Origin of the sequence: Pseudonocardia parietis (assembly GCF_017876315.1) — a bacterium.
GTDB classification, from domain to species: domain Bacteria; phylum Actinomycetota; class Actinomycetes; order Mycobacteriales; family Pseudonocardiaceae; genus Pseudonocardia; species Pseudonocardia parietis.
The window spans coordinates 5,500,903-5,522,309 of sequence record NZ_JAGINU010000001.1 but is presented as its reverse complement, the minus strand read 5'-3'; the positions used below and the strand labels follow the sequence as shown (position 1 = coordinate 5,522,309).

General features: G+C 73.6%; 17 protein-coding genes. 3 read left to right on the top strand and 14 right to left on the bottom strand.

All coding sequences use genetic code 11. From position 1 onward, the window contains the following. Positions 1-9 precede the first annotated feature (9 nt). A complete protein-coding gene (locus tag JOF36_RS25880; protein ID WP_210031694.1) occupies positions 10-1,302 on the bottom strand; it encodes a cytochrome P450 in 1,293 nt (430 codons plus the stop codon). A gap of 176 nt (positions 1,303-1,478) precedes the next feature. Between JOF36_RS25880 and JOF36_RS25875 the strand changes: the two genes are divergently transcribed. Next, a complete protein-coding gene (locus JOF36_RS25875) occupies positions 1,479-2,381 on the top strand; it encodes a hypothetical protein (RefSeq protein WP_210031691.1) in 903 nt (300 codons plus the stop codon). Between the two features lie 45 nt (positions 2,382-2,426). On the opposite strand, the gene JOF36_RS25870 is transcribed toward JOF36_RS25875, so the two are convergent. Continuing rightward, on the bottom strand, positions 2,427-3,155 hold the full coding sequence (locus JOF36_RS25870) for a hypothetical protein (protein ID WP_210031689.1): 729 nt from the start codon (positions 3,153-3,155) through the stop codon (positions 2,427-2,429). Positions 3,156-3,351: 196 nt separating this feature from the next. On the opposite strand from JOF36_RS25870, the gene JOF36_RS25865 reads away from it, so the two are divergent. Continuing rightward, positions 3,352-5,394 carry a beta-galactosidase gene (locus tag JOF36_RS25865; protein ID WP_210031687.1) on the top strand — a complete coding sequence of 681 codons (2,043 nt, stop codon included), beginning with the start codon at positions 3,352-3,354 and terminating at the stop codon, positions 5,392-5,394. Between the two features lie 21 nt (positions 5,395-5,415). Here the strand turns inward: JOF36_RS25865 and JOF36_RS25860 are convergent, their stop codons facing one another. The 8 genes from JOF36_RS25860 to JOF36_RS25825 form a co-directional block, all read right to left on the bottom strand. After that, positions 5,416-5,682 (bottom strand): hypothetical protein, encoded by a 267-nt coding sequence (locus JOF36_RS25860; RefSeq protein WP_210031685.1) that lies wholly within the window; start codon positions 5,680-5,682, stop codon positions 5,416-5,418. A 242-nt stretch (positions 5,683-5,924) separates the two neighbouring features. After that, a complete protein-coding gene (locus tag JOF36_RS25855; protein ID WP_210031683.1) occupies positions 5,925-7,187 on the bottom strand; it encodes a sensor histidine kinase in 1,263 nt (420 codons plus the stop codon). Continuing rightward, positions 7,184-7,885 carry a response regulator transcription factor gene (locus tag JOF36_RS25850; protein WP_210031681.1) on the bottom strand — a complete coding sequence of 234 codons (702 nt, stop codon included), beginning with the start codon at positions 7,883-7,885 and terminating at the stop codon, positions 7,184-7,186. The genes JOF36_RS25855 and JOF36_RS25850 overlap by 4 nt, the downstream gene beginning before the upstream one ends. Positions 7,886-7,978: 93 nt before the next feature. Continuing rightward, on the bottom strand, positions 7,979-9,322 hold the full coding sequence (locus JOF36_RS25845; RefSeq protein WP_210031679.1) for an ABC transporter substrate-binding protein: 1,344 nt from the start codon (positions 9,320-9,322) through the stop codon (positions 7,979-7,981). Then, positions 9,319-10,461: a branched-chain amino acid ABC transporter permease gene (locus JOF36_RS25840; protein ID WP_210031677.1), complete on the bottom strand. Its 1,143-nt coding sequence runs from the start codon at positions 10,459-10,461 to the stop codon at positions 9,319-9,321. The genes JOF36_RS25845 and JOF36_RS25840 overlap by 4 nt, the downstream gene beginning before the upstream one ends. After that, positions 10,461-11,339 carry a branched-chain amino acid ABC transporter permease gene (locus tag JOF36_RS25835; RefSeq protein ID WP_210031675.1) on the bottom strand — a complete coding sequence of 293 codons (879 nt, stop codon included), beginning with the start codon at positions 11,337-11,339 and terminating at the stop codon, positions 10,461-10,463. The genes JOF36_RS25840 and JOF36_RS25835 overlap by 1 nt, the downstream gene beginning before the upstream one ends. 8 nt (positions 11,340-11,347) lie before the next feature. After that, positions 11,348-12,079: an ABC transporter ATP-binding protein gene (locus tag JOF36_RS25830; protein WP_307862599.1), complete on the bottom strand. Its 732-nt coding sequence runs from the start codon at positions 12,077-12,079 to the stop codon at positions 11,348-11,350. Further along, positions 12,076-12,849: an ABC transporter ATP-binding protein gene (locus JOF36_RS25825; RefSeq protein WP_210031663.1), complete on the bottom strand. Its 774-nt coding sequence runs from the start codon at positions 12,847-12,849 to the stop codon at positions 12,076-12,078. Before JOF36_RS25825 ends, JOF36_RS25830 begins: the two co-directional genes overlap by 4 nt. Positions 12,850-12,943: 94 nt before the next feature. Here JOF36_RS25825 and JOF36_RS25820 point away from each other — a divergent pair, with 94 nt between their 5' ends. Then, positions 12,944-14,260, top strand: a complete 1,317-nt coding sequence (locus JOF36_RS25820) for a PucR family transcriptional regulator (RefSeq protein WP_245350979.1) — start codon at positions 12,944-12,946, stop codon at positions 14,258-14,260. A gap of 5 nt (positions 14,261-14,265) precedes the next feature. Here JOF36_RS25820 and JOF36_RS25815 read toward each other — a convergent pair whose 3' ends face one another. The 4 genes from JOF36_RS25815 to JOF36_RS25800 form a co-directional block, all read right to left on the bottom strand. Beyond that, positions 14,266-15,801, bottom strand: coding sequence for a CoA-acylating methylmalonate-semialdehyde dehydrogenase (locus JOF36_RS25815; RefSeq protein WP_210031661.1), 1,536 nt, complete (start codon positions 15,799-15,801; stop codon positions 14,266-14,268). An 80-nt stretch (positions 15,802-15,881) separates the two neighbouring features. Beyond that, on the bottom strand, positions 15,882-16,280 hold the full coding sequence (locus JOF36_RS25810) for a hypothetical protein (protein WP_210031659.1): 399 nt from the start codon (positions 16,278-16,280) through the stop codon (positions 15,882-15,884). Between the two features lie 181 nt (positions 16,281-16,461). Continuing rightward, a complete protein-coding gene (locus JOF36_RS25805) occupies positions 16,462-19,368 on the bottom strand; it encodes an FAD-binding and (Fe-S)-binding domain-containing protein (RefSeq protein ID WP_307862598.1) in 2,907 nt (968 codons plus the stop codon). Between the two features lie 91 nt (positions 19,369-19,459). Continuing rightward, positions 19,460-21,247 (bottom strand): C69 family dipeptidase, encoded by a 1,788-nt coding sequence (locus tag JOF36_RS25800; protein WP_245350978.1) that lies wholly within the window; start codon positions 21,245-21,247, stop codon positions 19,460-19,462. Positions 21,248-21,407 lie beyond the last annotated feature (160 nt).

Here is a 21,407-nt window from a genome sequence, read left to right as displayed (position 1 = left end):
ACGGGAGTGCTACGCCGGTGCCTGATGCCGCACAGCGGCGGGAGCCGCTCCCGCACGCGCGGTGGACCCCCGCGGCTCAGCGGGCTGTTCGACCCAGGTGACCGGCAGCTCGTGGACGCCGTAGATGGTCATGTCGGTCTTGAGTCGCACGTCGCCGGCGGGAACGGCGAGCTCGAGTGTCGGGAAGCGCCGTAGCAGGCCGCCGAAACCGGCGCGCATCTCGATGCGGGCCAGCTGCTGCCCGAGGCACTGGTGGACGCCGTGACCGAAGGCCAGCTGACCGCGGGCCGTGCGGCGGATGTCCAGGGTGTCGGGGTCGTCGAAGTGCCGGGGGTCGCGGTTGGCGGCCAGCATCGAGACGACGACGGTCGATCCTGCACCGATCGTCTCGCCACCGAGCTCGATGTCCTCCGTGGCGTAGCGAAGGAGGATGTCGACGACGGACAGGTAGCGCATGAGCTCCTCGACGGCACCGGGCAGCAGGTCCGGATCGGCGCGCAGGGCGGCCATCTGGTCGGGGTGCTCGAGGAGCGCGAAGGTGCCCAGCGCCAGCATGTTGGCGGTGGTCTCGTGGCCCGCGAGCAGGAGCAGGAACGCGATGCCGACCAGTTCCTCGATGGTGACGTCGTCCCGGCGGGCCAGGTCGGACAGGATGTCCTCGCCGGGGGCGGCGCGCTTGCGCGTGACCAGTTCGGACAGATAGGTGGACAGCGCCGTGTACGCCGCCATCTTCTCCTCGAGCGACTGGTCCTTGACCAGGAACTGGGCCGAGTCGCCCTGGAAGCTCTCCCGGTCGGCGTAGGGCACACCGAGCAGCTCGCAGATCACCAGCGAGGGCACCGGCAGGGCGAAGGCCTCGACCAGGTCGACGGGCCCGGGCAGCCGCGCCATCTCGTCCAGCTGCCGCTCGACGACATCGCTGATGTGCTCCTCGAGCTGCCGCATGCGTCGCACGGTGAACGCGCCGGTGAGCATGCGCCGCAGCCGGGTGTGGTCCGGCGGGTCCATCGAGATGAACAGGCCCGGCTCCTGGGGGGACGGTTCGGTGGGGGTCGGCATGCCGGGCGTCTCGAACGGGACGTGCAGGATGCCGATGTCCTGGCGGGAGCTGAACCGCGTGTCGGCCATGAGCCGGCGGACCTCGTGGTAGCCGGTGACGAGCCAGCCCTCGTGGCCGTCGGGGAAGACCATGGGGCTGACCGGGCGGGCCTCGCGCAGCCGGGTGACGCCGGAGGGCGGGTCGAAGGGGCCCGCATCGCGCTCCATGGGGAGGCCGTGGGGGACGGGAACCGTTCGGCTCATCGGATTTCCTCTCGTGACCGGGTGCGTGCGAGACGCGACCATGCGCCAAATATGGCGCCAACATGGCGCCATGTCAAGGAAGTGGCGCCAAGATGGCGCCGCCGGCGTCGGTGGTGCGATGGTCGGGGCACCGTCGGCGCAGGGCGGGGCACGGTCCGGACGAGGGAGCGAAGAAGTTGTCAGGTTTGCCCGAGGTCACGAAGGTCGATGCGAGGGTCGTCGCAGACTCGGTCAACGAGGCGGGTGACCGGCTGACCACGATGGTCGTGACGCTGCCGCGCTCCGCGCTGGCCGAGCTGAACACCCACCGCGCGTTCTCCCGGAACTCCGCGTCCTCGCGCGCCGTGCCGGTCAAGCGGATGATCGAGTACGTCCGGCGCTCGCCGTACGTGCCGCGGGCGTTCTCGGTGAACAAGCCGGGGATGAACGCGCACGAGTTCATCGAGCCGGGCTCGCCGCAGTGGGCGGACGTGCTCGCGTGGTGGATGCAGAGCGTGGAGACGGCGCTGGACCGGGCGCAGGCAGGACTCGAGCTCGGCGTGCACAAGCAGGAGGTCAACCGGATCCTCGAGCCGTACCTGATGCACACCGTGGTCGTCTCCGCCACGGCGTGGGACAACTTCTTCGACCAGCGTCTGGCCACCGACGACACGGGTGCGCCGCTGGCGTACCTGCCGATCTACGACGCGGCCGCAGCCATGCGGGACGCCCGGACCGGGTCCACCCCCCGGCACGTCGCGGCCGGCGACTGGCACACGCCGTTCATCACGTCCGACGAGCGGGCGGCGCTCGAGCCGCATCAGGTGCGGGCCGTCGCGGCGGCGCGCAGCGCACGGGTCTCCTACTTCACCCCGACTGGTGACCGGGTGGTCGGTGCGGGCCCCTCGCTCGAGGCGGACCTGGGGCTGTGCGAGCGACTGCTCGACCCGGGCGAGGGGTCTGCGCCGCACCTCTCCCCGTTCGAGCACGTGGCGACCCCGGCCACCCCCGGGAGCGGGAACTTCGCCGGGTGGCGGCAGTGGCGCGCCGACGTCGAGGCGAGCCGGTCGGCACAGGAGAGTTCTGCACAGAAGGTCTGAGCGGGCGGGCTCGGGCACTGCGGTGGGCCCGAGCCCGGGCGCGACCTATCCGGGCATACCCGGCATCGCCGGCATCGCGGGCAGGGCAGGCTGTGCCGCGAACAGGTCGATGTACATCCCGCCGGCCACGAACAGTCCCAGCACGCCGAGCACGAGACCGCCGAGGGCGACCGGCCGTGCCCACGTGGGGGCGCTCGGCTTGCGCACCGGGCCGAGCAGCAGCACCGCGCCGACGATGACGGCGATCAGCGCGACCGCGCCGTTGACCAGGGCGGCGGTGTGCCACGGGGCACCGTAGAACGCGTCGACCTGGTCGCCGGACATCCCGCTGAAGGACTCGATCTGGCCGACCAGCTGCGCGCGGTCACGCAGCATGTCGCTGAGCGGGGTGCCGAGCAGCGAGGCCAGTCCGAGGCCCACGCCGACGACGGCGCCGCCACCGGCGGCGGTCCCGGTCGAGGCGCGCGCGGCCGGAGCGTCCTGTCCGTCCGAGGTGCCCTCGTCAGCGGTCGGGCGCCGCTCGGCCGGGGTGCTCGCGGTCCCTGCGGTCCCTGCGGTCTCCACGGGCTTCGCCGGGGTCGACCCGGTGCCGGTGTCCCCGGACTCCGCCGGCTCGTCGGTGTTCCCGGTGTTCGCCGGGGTGTCGGTGGCGGCCGGCTCGGCCGTCGCCCCGGTGGTGGCAGTCGCGGTCGAACCCGTGTCCGTGCGGTCGGTCTCGGCCGCCTCCGTGCCGGCCGGGGTGGTCTCCGTCTCTCGGGTCGTCTCGGTAGCCATGGCCGCACCGTACGTGAGATCACCGTGCCCACCATCGGGCCCCCTACCTGCGTGAACGTCCGGAATCCCGGGCAGTTTCCGGTCATCGCGGGACAGACACCGGTCGCCGGGCGTGCCGCGCGCGGGCGTTGCTCGACCTGACGCACAGGTCCGCGCAGCATCGAACACAACCGCACGGGACCCGAGAGGACCTCCGATGACCCCCTGGCTCCGCCGGACCCCCGGCCCCACGCACCCCCGGATCGAGTTCGGTGCCGACTACAACCCCGAGCAGTGGACGCCGGACGTCTGGGCGTCCGATGTCGCGCTGATGCGCGAGGCCGGCGTGACGGTGGCGACCGTCGGCGTCTTCTCCTGGGCCCGGCTGCAGCCCGCGCCGGACCGGTGGGAGTTCGGCTGGCTCGACGAGGTGCTCGATCTGCTGCACGAGGGCGGGATCGCCGTCGACCTGGCCACCGCGACGGCGTCCCCGCCGCCGTGGATGCACCACCGGCACCCGGAGATCCTCCCGGTGGACGCCGACGGCCGGACCGTCGGGCCGGGCGGGCGCCAGCACTGGCGGCCGACCTCGCCGGTCTTCCGCCGCTACGCTCTCGACCTGGTCCGCGCGATGGCCCACCGCTACGGCGAGCACCCGGCCCTGGCGGCCTGGCACGTCTCCAACGAGCTCGGCTGCCACAACGTCGAGGACCACTCGCCCGACGCCCGGATCGCCTTCCGCGACTGGCTGCGCGAGCGTCACGGCGGCGACCTGGACGCGCTGAACCGGGCCTGGGGCACGTCGTTCTGGTCCCAGCACCACGGCGACTGGGAGGAGATCCGGACACCGGGCCGCGTCCCCGCGGGGACCCACCCCAACCCCGGCCAGCAGCTCGACTTCGCCCGCTTCTGCTCCGACGCGCTGCGCGAGCACCTGCGCGCCGAGGTGGCCGTGCTGCGCGAGCTCACCCCGGACGTGCCGGTGACCACCAACTTCATGGTGATGAACGAGACCCGCGGGATGGACTACGCCACGTGGGTCCCGGAGATCGACATCGTGTCCAACGACCACTACGTGGTCCCCGGCCCGCACGCCCGCGACGAGCTGTCGTTCTCGGCGAACCTGACCGGCAACCTCGCCGGCGGGGCCCCGTGGTGGCTGATGGAGCACTCGACGTCGGCGGTGAGCTGGCAGGAGATCAACCGGCCGAAACGGCCGGGGGAGATGCACCGCGACGCCCTCACCCACCTGGCGCACGGCGCCGACGCGATCTGCTACTTCCAGTGGCGCCAGTCCGCGGCGGGCGCGGAGAAGTTCCACTCCGCGATGGTGCCGCACACCGGTCCGGACTCCCGGATGTTCCGTGACGTCGTCGCGCTCGGGGACCGGCTGCGGGGCCTGGCGGAGGTGGCGGGCTCGCGACGGGTCCCGGCCCGGGTCGCGGTGCTGTTCGACTGGCCGTCGTGGTGGGCCGCCGAGCAGCCGTTCACCCCGAGCGACCGGGTGCGCTACAAGGACGAGGCCGCCGGTTGGTACCGGGCCTTCCTGGACGCCGGCGTGCGGGCCGACGTCGTGCCGGCCGGGGCCGAGCTTGCCGGGGCCGCGCTCGCCGGATACGACATCGTCGTCGCGCCGATGCTGCACGTCGTCGGCCCGGAGCGGGCCGCGGAGCTGGCGGCGTTCGTCGACGCGGGCGGCCACCTCGTCACGACCTGGTGGTCCGGGATCGTCGACGACCACGCGCACGCCGTCCTCGGCGGCTACCCCGGCGCGCTGCGGGAGCTGCTCGGGATCCGGGTGGAGGAGTTCGCCCCGCTGGAGCCGGGCGGCACCGTCACCCTCGACGACGGCTCGGTCGCCGACGTGTGGACCGAGCCGGTCGACGTCGTCGACCCGTCGGTCGAGGTGCTCGTCCGCTACACGGGCGGCGGCACCGCCGTCGCGGCCGCGGACCTGGCCGGATCACCTGCCGTCACCCGGCGCCCGGTGGGGCGGGGGTCGGCGTCCTACGTGTCGACCCGGCTCGCCGACCGCGGCCCGCTGCTGCGCCGGCTGCTCGATGCGGCCGGAATCGTGCCCGAGCTGCCGGGCGAGCTGGCCGGCCGGGTCGAGCTGGTCCGCCGGGAGGGGTTCCGGTTCCTGGTCAACCGCGGGGACGCGCCGGTCGACCTCGCCCCGCTCGGCGGGATCGAGGCACTGGCCGGGCTGCGGTCGGACGTCCTGCCCGGCCGCGGGGTGACCGTCCTGCCGGACCGGTGACCGCAGGCCGGTACCGCCGGCTCACGGTCGGTCGAGCGGGTCGGCCCGGGTGAGGATCTCGAACCCGGTCGTGACCGCCCGACCGGCGACCCGGAGCTGCACCAGCGGGGCCGACGGGGTGACCGCGACGATCGGCGGCCGGGGGACCGGGAGCGACCGCAGGACCGCGCCGGCCCGCTGGAGCGCGGCCGTGACCAGGGCCGGTGGGCGGCAGCCGGTGACGGACAGGCAGACCCGTTGCCGTCGCCTGCCCCACGTCGAGGACTCCGGGTCGGACCAGTGCAGCACCAGGGTGCCGGCGGGTACCGGGTCCGGGGTGCCCCGGCCGTCATCCGGACGGTGGCGTAGCCGAAGCCGAGTGCGGCCAGCTCGTCGTCGCCCGCGACGGCGAGGAAGACCAGATCCCGGGCGATCCCGGACGCGGTGTCGTGTGCCGGAGCGGTCATCGTGGGCCTCCCTTCCCTCGCCGAGGACACTAGATGGGGACGCCCCAGCGGAGGTCCAGCCGAAGGTAAGGGGATGGTAAACGCTCAGGGCGGATCGAGGGGGAGCAACAGGGTCACCACCGACGGTGACCGGTCGGCGGTCAACCGCCCGCCCTCGGCCTCGGCGAGCCGCCGGGCCAGCGCGACCCCGAGCCCGTCCCGGGAGCCGGAGAGATCCTCCGGGGCGACGCCGGGGCCCTCATCCGCGACGTCCAGCGCGACGGCGTCCGGGCCGGCCTCGCGCGCGGTGACCGTCACCGTGCCCGCGCCGTGCGCCAGCGCGTTGTCCAGCAGCACGCCGACGATCTGGCGCACCGCCGCCGCGGAGGCGGGTGGGTCGGGCAGGTCCGCCTGCCGCGCGGTGCGGAACGTGCGGCCGTCGCGGGCGAGGCGCTCGGTCCACTCGGACTCGGCCTCGGCGAGCAACCGGGCGACGTCCACCGGCACCGCGCCGCGCCGCCGCTCCCTGGCGAGCAGCAGCAGCTCGTCGATCGTGCGCTCCAGCCGGTCGATCGACGCGAGCCCGTCGGTGACGGTCGCCCGGCCCAGTGGGCCGGGACCGTCCAGTGCGGACTCCAGCCGCAGGCGCAGCCCGGCGAGCGGGGTCCGGAGCTGGTGCGACGCCTCCGCCGAGAACGCCCGCTCCCGGGCCAGCAGGTCGTCCAGCCGCTCCGCCGTCTCGCCCAGCGCGGCGCCGACCCGGTCGACCTCGGGCATCCCGGTCGGTGCCGGTCGTACCGAGAAGTCGCCCTCGCCGAGCCGACCGGCGTCGTGCGCCAGCTCCTCCATCGGGCGGGACAGTCGCTCGGCCAGGCGCCGGGCGAGGAACCACACCGCGAGCAGCACCAGCCCGGCGAACGCCAGCATCCCCAGCCACAACGGCACCAGGCCGGCGAGCACAGCACCGGGGGAGACCGCCACCCGGATCGCGCCGATGACGTCGAGACCGTCGCGGACCGGGGCGACGACGACGAGCTCGCCGGACGGGGCGCGGAGGATCCCGCGGTCCAGCACCCGGTCGACCTCCTCGTCGCCCACCCGGGGGCCGTCGCCGACGAGCAGGTCGGCGTCGTCGTCGTAGAGGGCGACGGCGGCGGTGTCGTCCGGCCCGTCCGGTAGCCGCCGGGGGATCTGGTCGTGGTCCAGGTCGTCGTAGACCGACATGGCGGCGAAGTCCGCGATCCGCTGCATCGAGCTGCGTTCCTCGGCGAACGCGTACAGCCCGAGGCCGACGGCGAGCGGGCCGCCGAACAGCAGCAGTGCGACCGACGCGGCGACCAGCGCGAGGCGCACGATCCGGACCCTCACGGCGGCGGCGCCGCAGGCAGCTCGAGCCGGTAGCCGTGCCCGCGCAACGTCGTGATCACCGGCACCCGGCCCGCGGGGAGCCCGGTGAGGTGCCTGCGGACGGCGGCGACGTGCACGTCGAGGGTCTTCGTCGAGCCGAACCAGTGCTCGTCCCACACGTCGGCCATCAGCACCTCGCGGCTCAGCGCCGTCCCGGGATCGCGGGCGAGCCGGGCGAGCAGGTCGAACTCACGGGCCCGCAGCTCCACCTCGTGCCCGGCGACCGACGCGCGCCGGGCCCCGGTGTCGACCCGCAGGTCGCCGACCTCGAGCACGTCCTCGGACCGCTCGCCGCCGGCCCGCCGCAGGTGCGCGCGGACCCGGGCGAGCAGCTCCGCGAGCCGCACCGGCTTGGTCAGGTAGTCGTCGGCACCGGCCTCCAGCCCGAGCACCACGTCCATCTCCGCGGCCCGCGCGGTGAGGATGACGACGACGGTCTCGGGTCGCAGCACCCGCAGCCGGCGGCAGACCTCGACGCCGTCGAGATCGGGGAGGCCGAGGTCGAGCAGCACGAGATCGTAGGCAGTCCGCTCGGCCGCGGCGAGGGCGGTGCCGCCACTGCGTTCCCAGTGGGCCGCGTAGCCGTGGCCGGTGAGGCTGCCCAGCAGGACATCACCGATCGTGTGATCGTCCTCGACCAGCAGGATCCGTGCGCTCATCGGTGCGGTCCCCGGCTCGTACGTGCGGCAGGCCCACATCCTGCCCCGTCCGCGGGGTGTCGCGCACTCCACTCACGACGGCGGCGGCACCGCTCAGGCCGGCGGGACGGGGATCCCGTTCGGCGGCGGGGTGCTCGGCGGGCCCTGGTAGGCGGTGATCGGAGCCTCCCCGTTGTCGGTGACCTGGACCGGTGTCAGGTCCTCGGTGCCCGCCCCGGCGATCCGGCTCATCTTCACCCCGGAGATCCCCGCGTGGCTCTGCTCGGAGAACCGGTAGGGCGCCAGCCACGGGCCCTGCATCTGCGCTCCCTCCCGCTCGACGGCGGAGACGAGCCCCTCCCGCGTCGGCTCCGGGCCCGCGGCCTGCAGCGCCTGCACGAACGCGTACGCCTGGGCCATGCCGTAGATCCGGAAGTTGGTCAGCTCGCCACCGGTGCCGTGCTCCTGCCAGACCCGGGTGAACAGCTGGGTCCACGGGTCGGCGGTGGCCTCGACGCTGGGCAGGTACTCGGTCGTGAGAACCCCGTCCAGCAGCCCCGCATCGGTGACCGCGCCCTCGGAGAAGCGCGCCAGCAGCGACCCGACCAGCGCCGGGTCGGAACCGATGTTGCTGTAGACCCACTGCGGCGTGTAGTTGAGCCGCAGCGACTGCAGCTGCGACAGCGCCGTGTAGGACGGCACGTTGAACCCGATCACCAGGTCGGCGCCGGAGGCCTGCAGGGCGGCGATCTGCGGGGCGACGTCGGTGTTGCCGGGCGTGTAGCGCTCCGCGGCGACGATCTGGGCGTCCAGGTAGCGCCGGACCCCGACCTCGGCGTCCCGGCCCAGGTCGTCGTCCTGCAGGAACAGGCCGACCTTGGCGTCCGGGAAGTTCTGCGCCACGTACTGGCCGATGATCTTGGCTTCGATCTCGTAGTCGGGCTGCCACCCGAACGTCTGCGGGTTGCGCTCCGGCTGGTTCCACAGCAGCGAGCCCGACGACACGAACAGGTCCGGCACGCCCTCGCTGTTGAGGTAGTCCAGCACCGCGGAGTGTGTCGGTGTACCCAGTCCGCCGAGCATCGCGAAGACCTGGTCCTGCAGCACGAGCTCGTTGACGACCTGGCTGGTCTGGGTGGGGTTGTAGGCGTCGTCACGGAACACGTACTCGATCTGGCGCCCGTTCACCCCGCCGTTCGCGTTGACGTAGGCGAAGTACGCCTGGGTGCCGGTGGGGATGTCGCTGTAGCCGGGGGACGCGACGCCGGTCAGCGGGAAGTGCGCACCGACCTTGACGCTCTGCGGCGTGATGCCGGGCTGGGCCCCGCCCTCCTCACCGGACGGTCGCCCGCCGGCGCCGCACGCCGAGAGCAGCAGGGCCACGGCGGTGACGAGCGCGAGCACCACCGCCCGGCTCCTCCCGGTCGCACCGGGTCTCCGCACGTCGAACCTGCTCATCGCGACCTCCTCGTCGAGTTCGAGTTCGAGTTGTTCGGGTTCGGGTTCCTGGCCGAGCGCCAGAGCCTGCCGACCGTGCCCACCACGCCGGTCGGGGCGAGCAGCACCACCAGCACGAGCACCACGCCGTAGACGAGCGGGGCGAGCTCGGCGGCGGCCACGCCGCTCAGCCCCGCGGCCTGGCCCAGGTTGGTCACCGCCGGGGGCAGGAACACCAGCAGCGCGCCGCCGAGCAGGGCGCCGGTGAGGCTGCCCAGCCCGCCGACGACCACGGCGGTGAGCAGCCCCAGGGACAGCACGATGGTGAACCCGCTGGGTGCGGCCAGCCGCACGACGATGCCGAGCACCGCCCCGGCCAGGCCGGCGCACGCCGCGCTGACGGTGAACGCCAGCACCCGCACCGGCCCCGGCCGGATACCGGCCAGCTCGGCCGCGACCTCGTCGTCGCGCACCGCCCGCCACACCCGTCCGACCCGGCTCGCGGCGAGGTTGGCCAGCAGCAGCAGGACCACCAGCAGCGTGGCCCAGCCGATGTAGGCCAGGTACTTGGCGCCGGACATGTCGTTGGCGGACAGGAAGTAGATCGCGTCGGCGAACCAGGCCGGGGCCCGCGGCGAGTCGATCTGCATGCCCTGCTCGCCGCCGAGCACGCCGTCGAAGTAGATAGCCAGCCCGGGCACCGCGACCGCGAACGCCAGTGTCGCGCCGGCCAGGTACGGGCCGTGCAGGCGGGAGGCCGCGGCACCGACGACGACCCCGACCACCGCGGTCACCGCCGCGGCCGCGAGCATCACCAGGACCAGCGGCGGCGGGCCGGCCGAGCCGAGCAGCAGGCCGGTGGTGTACGCACCGACCGCCATCAGCGCGCCGTGCCCCAGCGAGATCTGCCCGTTCAGCCCGGTGAGCACGGTCAGCCCGGCCGCGGCGATCGCGTAGTAGGCCAGCGTCGCGAACTGGGAGTTGCGGAACGGGCTGGTCGTCTCCAGGACCAGCACCACGACCGCGATCCCGGCGAGCACCCGCAGCGCGTGCCTGCCGAACGTGGAGCGCGGCTGCCACCGTCGCACGGCGTCCAGGGGCCGCGGGCGCGCCGGCGTCGTCGCCTCGCCGCTCTCGTCGTCCCGCACGGGCGTGGCCATCAGACCCGCCGCGCCGCGGTCCGGGCGAACAGGCCCTGCGGGCGGGCCAGCAGCACCGCGACCAGGATCGCCAGCGCGGTGAGCGCGACCAGCTCGCTGCCGAGGTAGCCGCTGACGTAGCTCAGGGCCAGCCCGATCGTCAGCCCGCCGACGACGGCGCCGCCCGGGGAGTCCAGCCCGCCCAGCACGGCCGCCACGAACCCGTAGACGATGATCGGGTCCATGTAGGCCGGGTAGACCAGGCTGCCCCCGGCGATCAGCAGACCGGACAGCGAACCGACCACCGCGGCCAGTGCCCAGCCCAGCGTCAGCAACCGCCCGACCGGGACGCCGAGCAGCCGGGCCACCTCGCCGTTGAAGGCCGCGGCGCGCATCTGCAGGCCGACGTCGGTGAACCGGAACAACGCCACCAGCGCGCCCATCACCAGCACGACCGAGCCGATCACGAACATCGAGAACGGGGTGAAGGCGATGTTCACCCCGCCGACCACGATCCCGCGCAGGTCGAACGGGGCCGGGAACGAGCGGAACGTGGCACCGAACATGATCGCGGCCAGCGCCTGGATGGCCACGAACAGGCCCAGCGTGACGATGATGGCGCTCAGCTCCGGCCCGCCCTCGACCCGGCGGATGATCAGCCGTTCGATCCCGGCCCCGAGCAGCAGGCCTGCGCCGAGCGCGACCACCAGCCCCAGCCAGTAGGAACCGGTCCGCTCGATCACGATCAGGGCCAGGTAGGTGGTGAACATGGCCATCGAGCCCTGGGCGAAGTTCACGATCCGGGTGGAGCGCCAGATCAGCACCAGGGCCAGTGCGAACGCCGCGTAGATCGCGCCCTGGCTCAGCCCGGTCAGCGTCACGTTCAGGAACTGCTGCATGTTCTCCCCTAGAAGCCCAGGTAGGCGTGGCGGAGCCCGTCGTCGGCGGCCAGCACGGCGGCGTCGTCGCGGGCGACCACGCGGCCGAGGTTGAGCACCACCCCGACGTCGGCGATGGACAGGGCGCTGCGCGCGTTCTGCTCGACCAGCAGCACGCTGATGTCCGCGGCGTCCACCAGCTCGCGCAGCAGGCCGAAGATCTGCCCGACGACCCGCGGGGCGAGTCCGAGCGACGGCTCGTCGAGCAGCAGCACGTCGGGCCCGCACAGCAACGCCCGCCCGATCACCAGCATCTGACGCTCCCCGCCGGAGAGGGTGTCGCAGTTGCGACTGCGGCGCTCGGCCAGTGGCGGGAACATCGTGTAGACGTCGTCGAGCGACCGGTCGGTGCGCTTGCGCGCGGTACCCAGCAAGGCGCCCAGGCGCAGGTTCTCCTCCACCGTCAGCTCGGTGATCACGCCCCGGCCCTCGGGGACGTGCGCGACGCCGGCCCGCGCGATCCGCTCGGCGGGTGAGCGGGTGTGGTCCACCCCGCCGACGAGCACCTCGCCCGCCCCGGCCGGGACCAGCCCGGAGATCGTGCGCAGCAGCGTGGACTTGCCGGCACCGTTCGCGCCGAGCACGGCGGTGATCCGGCCCCGCTCGGCGGTGACGTCGACCTCCTCCAGCGCCGTCACCGGGCCGTAGGCCGTGCTCAGCCCCCGGACCTCGAGCGCCGCGGTCACCGGTGCCGTGCTCACCGGGCCTCCTCACCCAGGTAGGCGTCGATCACGGCGGGGTCGTCGCGTACCTGGTCGGGGGTGCCCGCGGCGACCACCCGTCCGAAGTCCAGCACCGTGATCGTGTCGCAGACGCTCATCACCAGGTCCATGTGGTGTTCCACCAGGACCACGGCCGTCCGGTCGCGCAGCGAGCGGATCCGCTCACCGAGCTCGGCCATGTCGTCGGCGCCCAGCCCGCTGGCGGGCTCGTCGAGCAGGAGCATCTCGGGGCCGGCGACCAGGGCCCTGGCCAGCGCCACCCGCTTCTGCACCGGGTAGGGCAGGCTGCCGGGCAGCCGGTCGGCATAGGTCTCGACGCCCAGCTCCGCGAGAACGGCGCCCGACCGTGTTCGCAGTGCACGCTCGTCGGCGTCCGATCGGCGCAACGCCAGCAGCGCCGAGAAGAACCCCGCGCGGTGATGCCGGTCCGCGCCGACCATCACGTTCTCCAGGACGGTGAGGCCCCGGAACAGGCCCACCCCCTGCAGCGTGCGGGCGATCCCCATCCGCGCCAGCCGGTGCGGCGCCAGGTTGTGGACCGGTTCCCCGTGCCAGGCCAGCGACCCGGTGTCCGGCCGGACGAACCCGCAGCAGACGTTGAACAGCGTCGTCTTGCCCGCCCCGTTCGGCCCGATCACGCCGTGCACCTCGCCGGGGGCCACGGACAGCGAGACCTCGTCCAACGCGACCAGACCGCCGAAGCGGACCCCGATCCCGTCGACCCGGAACAGCGGCTCGGTGGCGGCCATGCCTGCTCCTTCGCCGGTGGTCGTCGCACCCGGATCCGTGTGATCGGGCCCACTCGATGGGGTTACAGATTGGGCGTCGCGTCCAGTCACCGCTATGGGCGCAGCGCCCAACATCGATGCCCGGACCCTGGGCTGTGTGCCCGAATCGATGGACGGCCGGGTGCGCGCGGTGCACAGTGACGCCGTGCTGTCCGACGAGGGGGAGCCGCCGCGGGCCCGGCCGCTCGCTGCGTCGGTCGAGGCAGCCCTGCGCGAGTTGGGCGGTGTGCTGCTGGACGAGGTGGACAGCCTGACCGACCGGCTCACGCTGCAGATCCTGCGGCGCGAACCGTGTTACGTGGAACTCGACCTGCTCGACGAGCTGCGTGACGCCTGCCGGTCGAACCTGCAGCGCGGGATCGAGGTGCTGGCCGACCGGGTGCCCGAGGGCGTCGACCCGGCCGACTCCACCCGGGCGACGGGGCGGCGGCGGGCCCGCCAGGGGGTCCCGCTGGAGGCGGTGCTGCGCGCCTACCGGCTGGGCGGGCGGCTGCTCTGGGAGTCGCTGCTGCAGACCTCCCGCCGGCGTTTCGACGGGGCGTACGACCTCGCCCTGCTCGACGCCGCGAGCTACGTGTGGCGCACCCACGACGGGAGCTCCTCGGCGCTGGTCGACGCCTACCGGCAGGAGGAGCAGCGGGTGCGCAGCCAGGACCTCAGCCGCCGGCACGCCGTCCTGGACGCGTTGCTGGCCGGGCGCGGCCGGGACCCGGTCTTCGCCCGGGAGGCGGTGGGGGTGCTCGGCCTGCCCGACTCCGGGGCGCTGGTCGTGGTCGTGGGGTGCCTGGACGGTGCGGGCACCGACCCGTTGCAGGAGCCGCACCGGACGCTGGCGGGGCACTCGGTCGTGTCGTCCTGGGTGCTGCGCGAGCAGGAACTGGTGGGGCTGGTCGCGCTGGGTTCGCGGGCCCACGGCGAGGTCGTCGAGATGCTGCGGCCGTGCGTGACCGGCCGGGCCGGGATGTCCCCGCCGGTCGACGGCCCGTCCGGGGTGGCCGCCGGTTACCGGTTGGCCCGCACGGCCGTGCGCACCGTGAGCGGCAGCGGTCTGGCCGCGCTCGACGAGCGGCTGCCGGAGGCGCTGCTCGCGGACAGCCCCGAGCTCGTCGACCGGCTGACCCGCACGGCGCTGGCCGGGCTGCTCGACCTGCCCGACGCCGACCGGGACACCCTTCTCCACACCCTCGACGCCCTGCTGAGCTGCGGCGGCTCACCGACCCACGCGGCGCGGACGTTGTTCTGCCACCGCAACACGGTGATCTACCGGTTGCGCCGGATCGAGTCCGTCACCGGCCGGTCGCTCGGCGATCCGCGGGACCGGCTGCTGCTCACCCTCGGGCTGATGGGGCTGCGCTCCCGCCGGGTCCCCTGAGCACGTCAGCCGTTGGTGGGGAAGCCGAGGTCGACGCCGGCGTGGCTGGGGTCGAGCCAGCGGGTGGTGACGACCTTGGCGCGGGTGAAGAAGTGCACGCCCTCGGTGCCGTGGGCGTGGGTGTCGCCGAACAGCGAGTTCTTCCAGCCGCCGAAGCTGTAGTAGGCCATCGGGACGGGGACCGGCACGTTCACGCCGATCATGCCGACCTCGACCTCGTTCTGGAAGCGCCGGGCCGCACCGCCGTCGTTGGTGAAGATCGCGGTGCCGTTGCCGTAGGGGTTGGCGTTGACCAGGTCGACGGCCTGTTCGTAGGTGTCCACGCGGAGCACGGAGAGGACGGGGCCGAAGATCTCGTCGGTGTAGACGCTCATGCCGGTGCCGACCCGGTCGAGCAGGGTGGGGCCGACGAAGAAGCCGCCGTCGGTGTCCGGGGCCGGGTCGGCGTCGTACTCACCGGTGCGGCCGTCGACGACGACGGTGGCGCCCTCGGTCTCGCCGGCGTCGATGTAGCCGGTGACGCGTTCGCGGGCGGCGGCGGTGACCAGGGGACCCATGTCGCAGGAGCGGCGGCCGTCACCGGTGTGCAGGGCGCGGGCCCGTTCGGCGATCTTGTCGACGAGGGTGTCGGCGATGTCGCCGACCGCCACGAGCGCGGAGACGGCCATGCAGCGTTCGCCCGCGGAGCCGAAGCCGGCGTTGACGGCCTGGTCGGCGGCGAGGTCGAGGTCGGCGTCGGGCAGGACGACCATGTGGTTCTTCGCGCCGCCGAGTGCCTGGACGCGCTTGCCGTGCGCGGTGGCGGTCTCGTAGACGTAGCGGGCGATCGGGGTGGAGCCGACGAAGCTGACGGACTTGACGTCCGGGCTGGTGAGCAGTGCGTCGACGGCGGTCCTGTCGCCGTTCAGGACGTTGAACACCCCGTCCGGGAGCCCGGCCTCGCGCCAGAGTTCGGCCATCCACAGCGCGGCGGAGGGGACCTTCTCCGAGGGCTTGAGGACGACGGTGTTGCCGGCGGCGACGGCGATGGGGAAGAACCACATCGGGACCATGGCCGGGAAGTTGAACGGGCTGATGATGCCGACGACGCCGAGCGGCTGGCGGACCGAGTGGACGTCGACGCCGGTGGAGGCGTTCTCGGTGGCCGAGCCCTTGAGCAGGTGCGGCATGCCGCAGGCGAACTCGACGACCTCCTGACCGCGGGCGACCTCCCCGGCGGCGTCGGAGAGAACCTTGCCGTGCTCGGCGGTGATCAGCTCGGCGAGCTCGGGCGCCCGCTGGTTGAGCAGCTCGCGGAAGCGGAACAGGATCTGGGTGCGCCGGCTCAGGCTGGTGTCGCGCCAGCCGGGGAACGCGGCCTGCGCGGCGGCGATCACGGACGCGGCCTCGTCGGCGTCGGCCAGGGGCAGGTGCGCGGTGACGGCGCCGGTGGCCGGGTTCGTGACGTCGGAGAAGCGCCCGGAGGTGCCCTCGACGGGCTTCCCGCCTGCCCAGTGGTGCAGCGTCCGGGTCTCGACCTGGTCGTCGATCGTGCTCGTCATCATTCCTCTTCTCGGGAGCCGTCCTGGGCCGGGCCGCCGGCGGCCCTGCTCCCGTCGTACACCGTGGGACCGGCCGCCGCTCACGCCTGCCGGTGGGGCGTCCCGCGCAGGCTGTACCAGTAGGCACCGGCTTCGGCGTCGGTCATGTCGGTGCGCACCTGTGCGCCGGCCGGGCGGCCGAACCGCCGCTCGAGCGCCTTCCGGGCGATCTTCTCGACCTTGCGCGCCAGCCGGTCCGGCACGGTGCGCCCGGCGAGGGTCAGGACGGCGACGAAGGCGTAGCGCGTCGGCCCGCGGCGCGGCCACGGTCCGGTGCCGTCGGCGAGCGACAGCTCGACGGTCATCGGCCGCTTCCGGTGCTCGTGCAGTGCTCGGGTCAGTTCGGCTTCCACCGCCGGCGCGTCGACCCCGGCCGGGGCCTCGACGCGGACGACGGCCATCACGGTGCTCGTCGGTGTCCCGGTGCTCACAACGGTCACGTCCCGGCTCCTCCCACTGCGCACTGCCCCTCGGAAGTGCGCATCACGGACATTCTTTCCCGGAATGCAGCGCTCCAAACAAGTACTTGATCGTAAAAGGTCACGAGAATCAAGTCGGAGAGTGACGCACGACGGTACGGCGTCACTGATCCGGGTGAGTGTCGGCGGCAGGTCGTGACGGTCAGCCGCGGGTGGCCCGCTCCAGCAGTTCGAGCACGTGGACGTAGTCGCGGCCGGTGGCCCGGCTCATCCCGATCTCGCAGGTCCGGTTGCAGGAGGCGTGGGCGTCGGCGTCGATCCCGGCGATCTCCCAGGCCTGCTCGGCGGTGGCCGAGGCGGTGAGCTCGGGGTGCAGCAGCCCGCGGTCGCCGGCGAATCCGCAGCATCCCCAGGAGTCGGGCACGACGACGTCCGTCGCGACCGCGGCGGCGAGGCGGCGCAGCGGTTCGACCAGGCCGAGCTGGGTCGCCGAGCAGGTCGGGTGGAGCACGAGCCGGCCCAGCGGCTCGCGCACCGTGACCTTGGGCAGCAGGTGCTCGGCGGCGTAGGACACGGAGTCGAGCACCTCGATGCCGTGGTACTGCGCGGGTCCGGAGGCGATCATGACCCGCAGCCCCTCGGTGCACGACGACGCGTCGGACACGACCGGGATCGCGCCGCGCCGGGTGGCCGTCCAGAGTGCGGGCAGCACTCGTTGGGCCATCGCGGCGGCGCCGTCGGACAGGCCCTTGGACTTCCAGGGGGTGCCGCAGCACAGCGACGGCAGGTTCTCGGGCGCCGTGGCCCGGACGCCGGCGCGGTGGCAGAGCCGGACGAACGCCTCCGCGGCGCCCCGGTCCCCGCCGGCCCCGCCGGTGGAGCCGGAGGTGGAGCCGAACATGGCGCCGGTGCAGGAGGAGAACAGCACCAGGTCGGCGACCGCGGCGCGCTGCGAGACCAGCCCGCTCGGGACGCGGTGGGCGCCACCGGCGGGCAGGTCGGGGGCCCATTGCGGTACCTGCTCGGGTCCGACGACCTTCCGCAGCGCCGCGGACGCCGGGCCGGCGCCGGGGACCTTCTTCGCGACGGTCAGGGCGGTCCCGGCGAGCCGGGTCGTGGCGTTCCAGTGCTTGGCGGCGAACTCCCAGCCCTTCGCGGCGGTCTTCTGCGGGCGTTCGGCGCGCAGGCGCCGGATCAGGTCGCCGGTGTTGATCGTGACCGGGCAGGCGGTGCCGCACATGCCGTCGACGGCGCAGGTGTCGACGCCGTCGTAGGCGTAGTCGTCCTCCAGCTCGGCGACCAGTGCGTGGTCACCGGCGGCGCGGGCCTTCTCGAGCTCGCGGCGCAGCACGATCCGCTGGCGCGGTGTGGTGGTCAGGTCGCGGCTGGGGCAGACGGGTTCGCAGAACCCGCACTCCACGCAGCGGTCCACCTCGGACTCGACCGGTGGGGCGGACTTGAGGTCGGACAGGTGCGCGGCGGGATCCTCGTCGAGGACGACCCCGGGTGAGAGCAGCCCGTGCGGGTCGCAGAGTCGTTTGATCTCCTGCATGACCTGGTAGAGGTCGTCGCCGTACTGGCGGCGGACGAACGGGGTCATCATCCGCCCGGTGCCGTGCTCGGCCTTGAGCGTGCCGCCGTGGGCGAGCACGAGGTCGACCATGTCGTCGGTGAAGCGGCCGAACCGGTCGCGGCCGCTGGTGTCTCCGCCGGAGTCGCCGAGCCGCTCGGTGAGCATGAAGTGGACGTTGCCGTCCTTGGCGTGGCCGAAGATCACCGCGTCGTCGTAGCCGTGGCGGCCGAACAGCTCGATCAGGCCCTCGCAGGTCGCGAGCAGGTCCGGGACCGGGACGGCGATGTCCTCCAGCAGCGCGGCGGTGCCGGGGGGCCGCGCGCCGGCGACCTTGGCGTAGAGGCCCTTGCGCAGCTTCCACAGCCCGGCCTTGGCCGCCGGGTCGGCGGACAGCTCGCGCGGGCCGTGCAGCGGGAGCCGTCCCAGCAGCCCCGACGCGGCCCCGGCGAGCTCGTCGACCTCGGCGGCGGTGTGCCCGCGGTACTCGACCAGCAGTGCCGCGTGTGCGTCGACGGACAGGGCGCGCAGGCGGGGGTCGGCGTCGGTGTCGGCCTGCCCGACGCGCAGCGAGGTGGCGTCGAGCAGCTCGATCGTGGCGGGCCGGGAGTCGACGAGATCGGGCAGCGCGCGGTTGGCCTCGGCGAGGTCGGAGAACACCAGCAGTCCGGTGCGGGTGTGGGCCAGCACGGGCACGGTGCGCATGGTGATCGAGGTGATGAACGCGAGCGTGCCCTCGGAGCCGACGATCAGGTGGGTGAGGATGTCGACCGGGCGGTCGTGGTCGAGGAACGAGTTCAGCCCGTAGCCCATCGTGTTCTTGAGCGAGAACTGCGTCTCGATGCTCGTGCGGGTGGCCTCGTTGCCGCGCAGGCGGTCCCGCAGCCGGGCCAGCCCGGCCCACAGGTCGGGTTCGCGGGCGCGCAGCTCGTCGTCGGCGCCGGGGTGTCCGGTGTCCAGTGTGGTCCCGGACGGCAGGACGATCTCGAGGGAGTCGAGCAGCGCGTAGCTGTTCGCGGCGGTGCCGCAGGCCATCCCGGACGAGTTGTTCGCGACGACGCCGCCGAGGGTGCAGGCGACCTCGCTGGCCGGGTCCGGGCCGAGCATCCGGCCGTGGCGGGCGAGCCGGGTGTTGATCGCCCGTACGGTCGCGCCGGGCCCGACCCGGACCCGGGTGCCGTCGTCGAGGATCTCGATGCCGCGGAAGTGGCGCCGGGCGTCGACCAGGATCCCGTCGGTCACGGCCTGGCCGGACAGGCTGGTGCCGCCGGCGCGGAACGTCAGCGGCACACCGGTCGCGGCGGACGCGGTGAACAGCCGGGCGACGTCGTCGGCACCCTGCACGGTGACCACCGCGCGCGGGGTGCGGGCGAAGTGCGAGGCGTCGTGCGCCATGCCCAGCACATCGATCGCCCGGGTCCGGACGGCCTCCGGGCGGACCGCCGTCGCCAGCGTCTCGTGCAGACCGGGGGCCGGACGGCCGTCCGTGTCCCGGCCTGCGTTGCTGCTCGCCGGGGTGGTGTTCACGGTGCTGCTCACGACGGGCCTCCTCGCGTGTGGTCCGACCGATCCCACCATGCCGTGCGCCCGGAACACCGCCGCCCGGGTGTGTCAGGTTGAGGCGCCCGATTCAGCCGCCGGTCTTGCCGCGGCGCACCCGCAGCACGGCCCACACCACCGCGGCGCCGACGACGAGGCCGCCCGCCCCGGCCGCGACCGGCACCCAGGCCGGGATCCCGCCGCCGTCCTCCCGCAGGTCGGGCACGTCCGCCGGGTCCCCGTAGTCGCCCTTGCGGGCCAGCGTGCCGCCCTCGGCCCAGCCGCCGCCGAGATCGCAGTGCATCCGGTCGCGGGCGGACTCCTCGCTGCGCAGGGTCATGCTCCGGCTCTGCGCACCCGGGGTCTCCCCGGGCGGGAGGGCCACCTCGGGTTCGCGCAGCCCGCCGTCGGCCGCCCGGCTGCGGGCCAGGACGTCGTCGAGCAGGTGGTTGCCCAGTGCGAGCCCGTCGCCGGCCCAGCGGGCGGTCGCCTCGGTGAGCTCCCGCTCGGCCCCGGCCCGGTCACCCGCGGCGTACCGCTCGGCGGCCCGGCGCTGCACGTCCGGCAGCTGTTCCAGCTCTGTGGCCTCGAAGCCCTCCAGCGCCGCGGTCACCGTGCCGAGATACTCCTGCGGCCGCGAGCACGTCGCGTACATCAGGCGCTTGAACGTCTGTGTCGCGTACTCGGTGGCCTCCTGCTCGGCGAACTGCGGATCCAGGTACTCCGCCGCCGAGTCGTGGGTGAGGTAGCGGTGCTGGCGGTACTCCACGGGCACCTCGGTGGTGCCGATGTGGAACGGGATGTAGGGCGCGGTGGCGGCCGCGGTCACGGCGATCCAGAGCGTGCGCAGACCGGGATCGGGTACGTCGTCGGCAAGCTCGGCGACCTGGCCGTAGCCGGCGCGGTCGTCGGACCAGCGCGGGTCGCGCACGATCCGCTGCACGTCCTGCAGCGTGACCGGGGCCAGCCTGCGGAACTCCTCCTCCAGCGACGGCGGGTGCCGGTACGGGGAGGGATCCGCCGGATCGGCGACACCGCCCACCGGGACCGGCCGGCCGGGGAACGGGATGCCGTAGACCTGCTGCACGTCGAACGGGGCGCCGGGGCGCCACCAGCCGCGGTCGATCGCGTAGCTCACCAGGTTCGGCGAGGACAGGTGATCGGCGTCCGGAGTGGTGGGGAACTCGCCGATGTAGCCGGGGTAGGAGACGCGGACCTCGTCGGGCCCGAGCCGCTCGGCCGCCCAGAGCCCCTGGCCGCCGGCCATCTCGACCAGCACCCAGCCCTCGTTCTCGTCCGCGAACAGGTGCGAGTTGCCGCCGTAGGTGGTGTAGCCGTACCGGTCGATCAGGCCGCCGACGATCTCGACCGCCTCCCGGGCGGTGCGCGCGCGTTCCATCGCGATCCGCGACAGGTCGCTGTAGGTCGGCCCGCGCTGCGGGGTCGGTGTCTGTTCGACCAGCTCGGGCCGGGAGTCCGACCAGACGTCCCGGGCCGCGACACCGTGCTCGTTGAGGCCGCCGTTGGTCAGCGGGGCCGGGAACCCGACGAACTCCGAGTAGTGCGACGTGAGGTAGCGGGCGGTCTCGGGGGCCTGCGGGATGCGGGTCAGCTCGCCCGGGATGTCCGCCTGGGCGGTGGCCCCGACCGGGACCGTCGCCCCGGGCGGGTGCTGGCGGCGGGGGACCACGTCGATCCAGTGGCTGGACGGCTCGTGGCCGAACCCGCCGAGGAACGGGTGCCCGTCGGCGGTCAGGTTCGCTCCGATGTAGACGGCGAAGCTCTTGTCCGGCCGGGTGGGCGGAGGCGACGGTTCCTCCCGGGCCTGGGCCGGCGCCACCGACGCCAGCGTCAGCAGCAGCCCCAGCACCCCGGCCATCGCCATCCGCCGCATACCGTCCCCGTCCGGTCCGCCGAATGCCGGACGGTAGTGCCCGGCGACCGACCGGTCGAGTCGTGATCCTCCAGGGCGGTGATCACCCGTTGGGGAGTGCGGCGAACGGCAGACGTTCGTGGCACTCCACAACGGGTGATCTCGG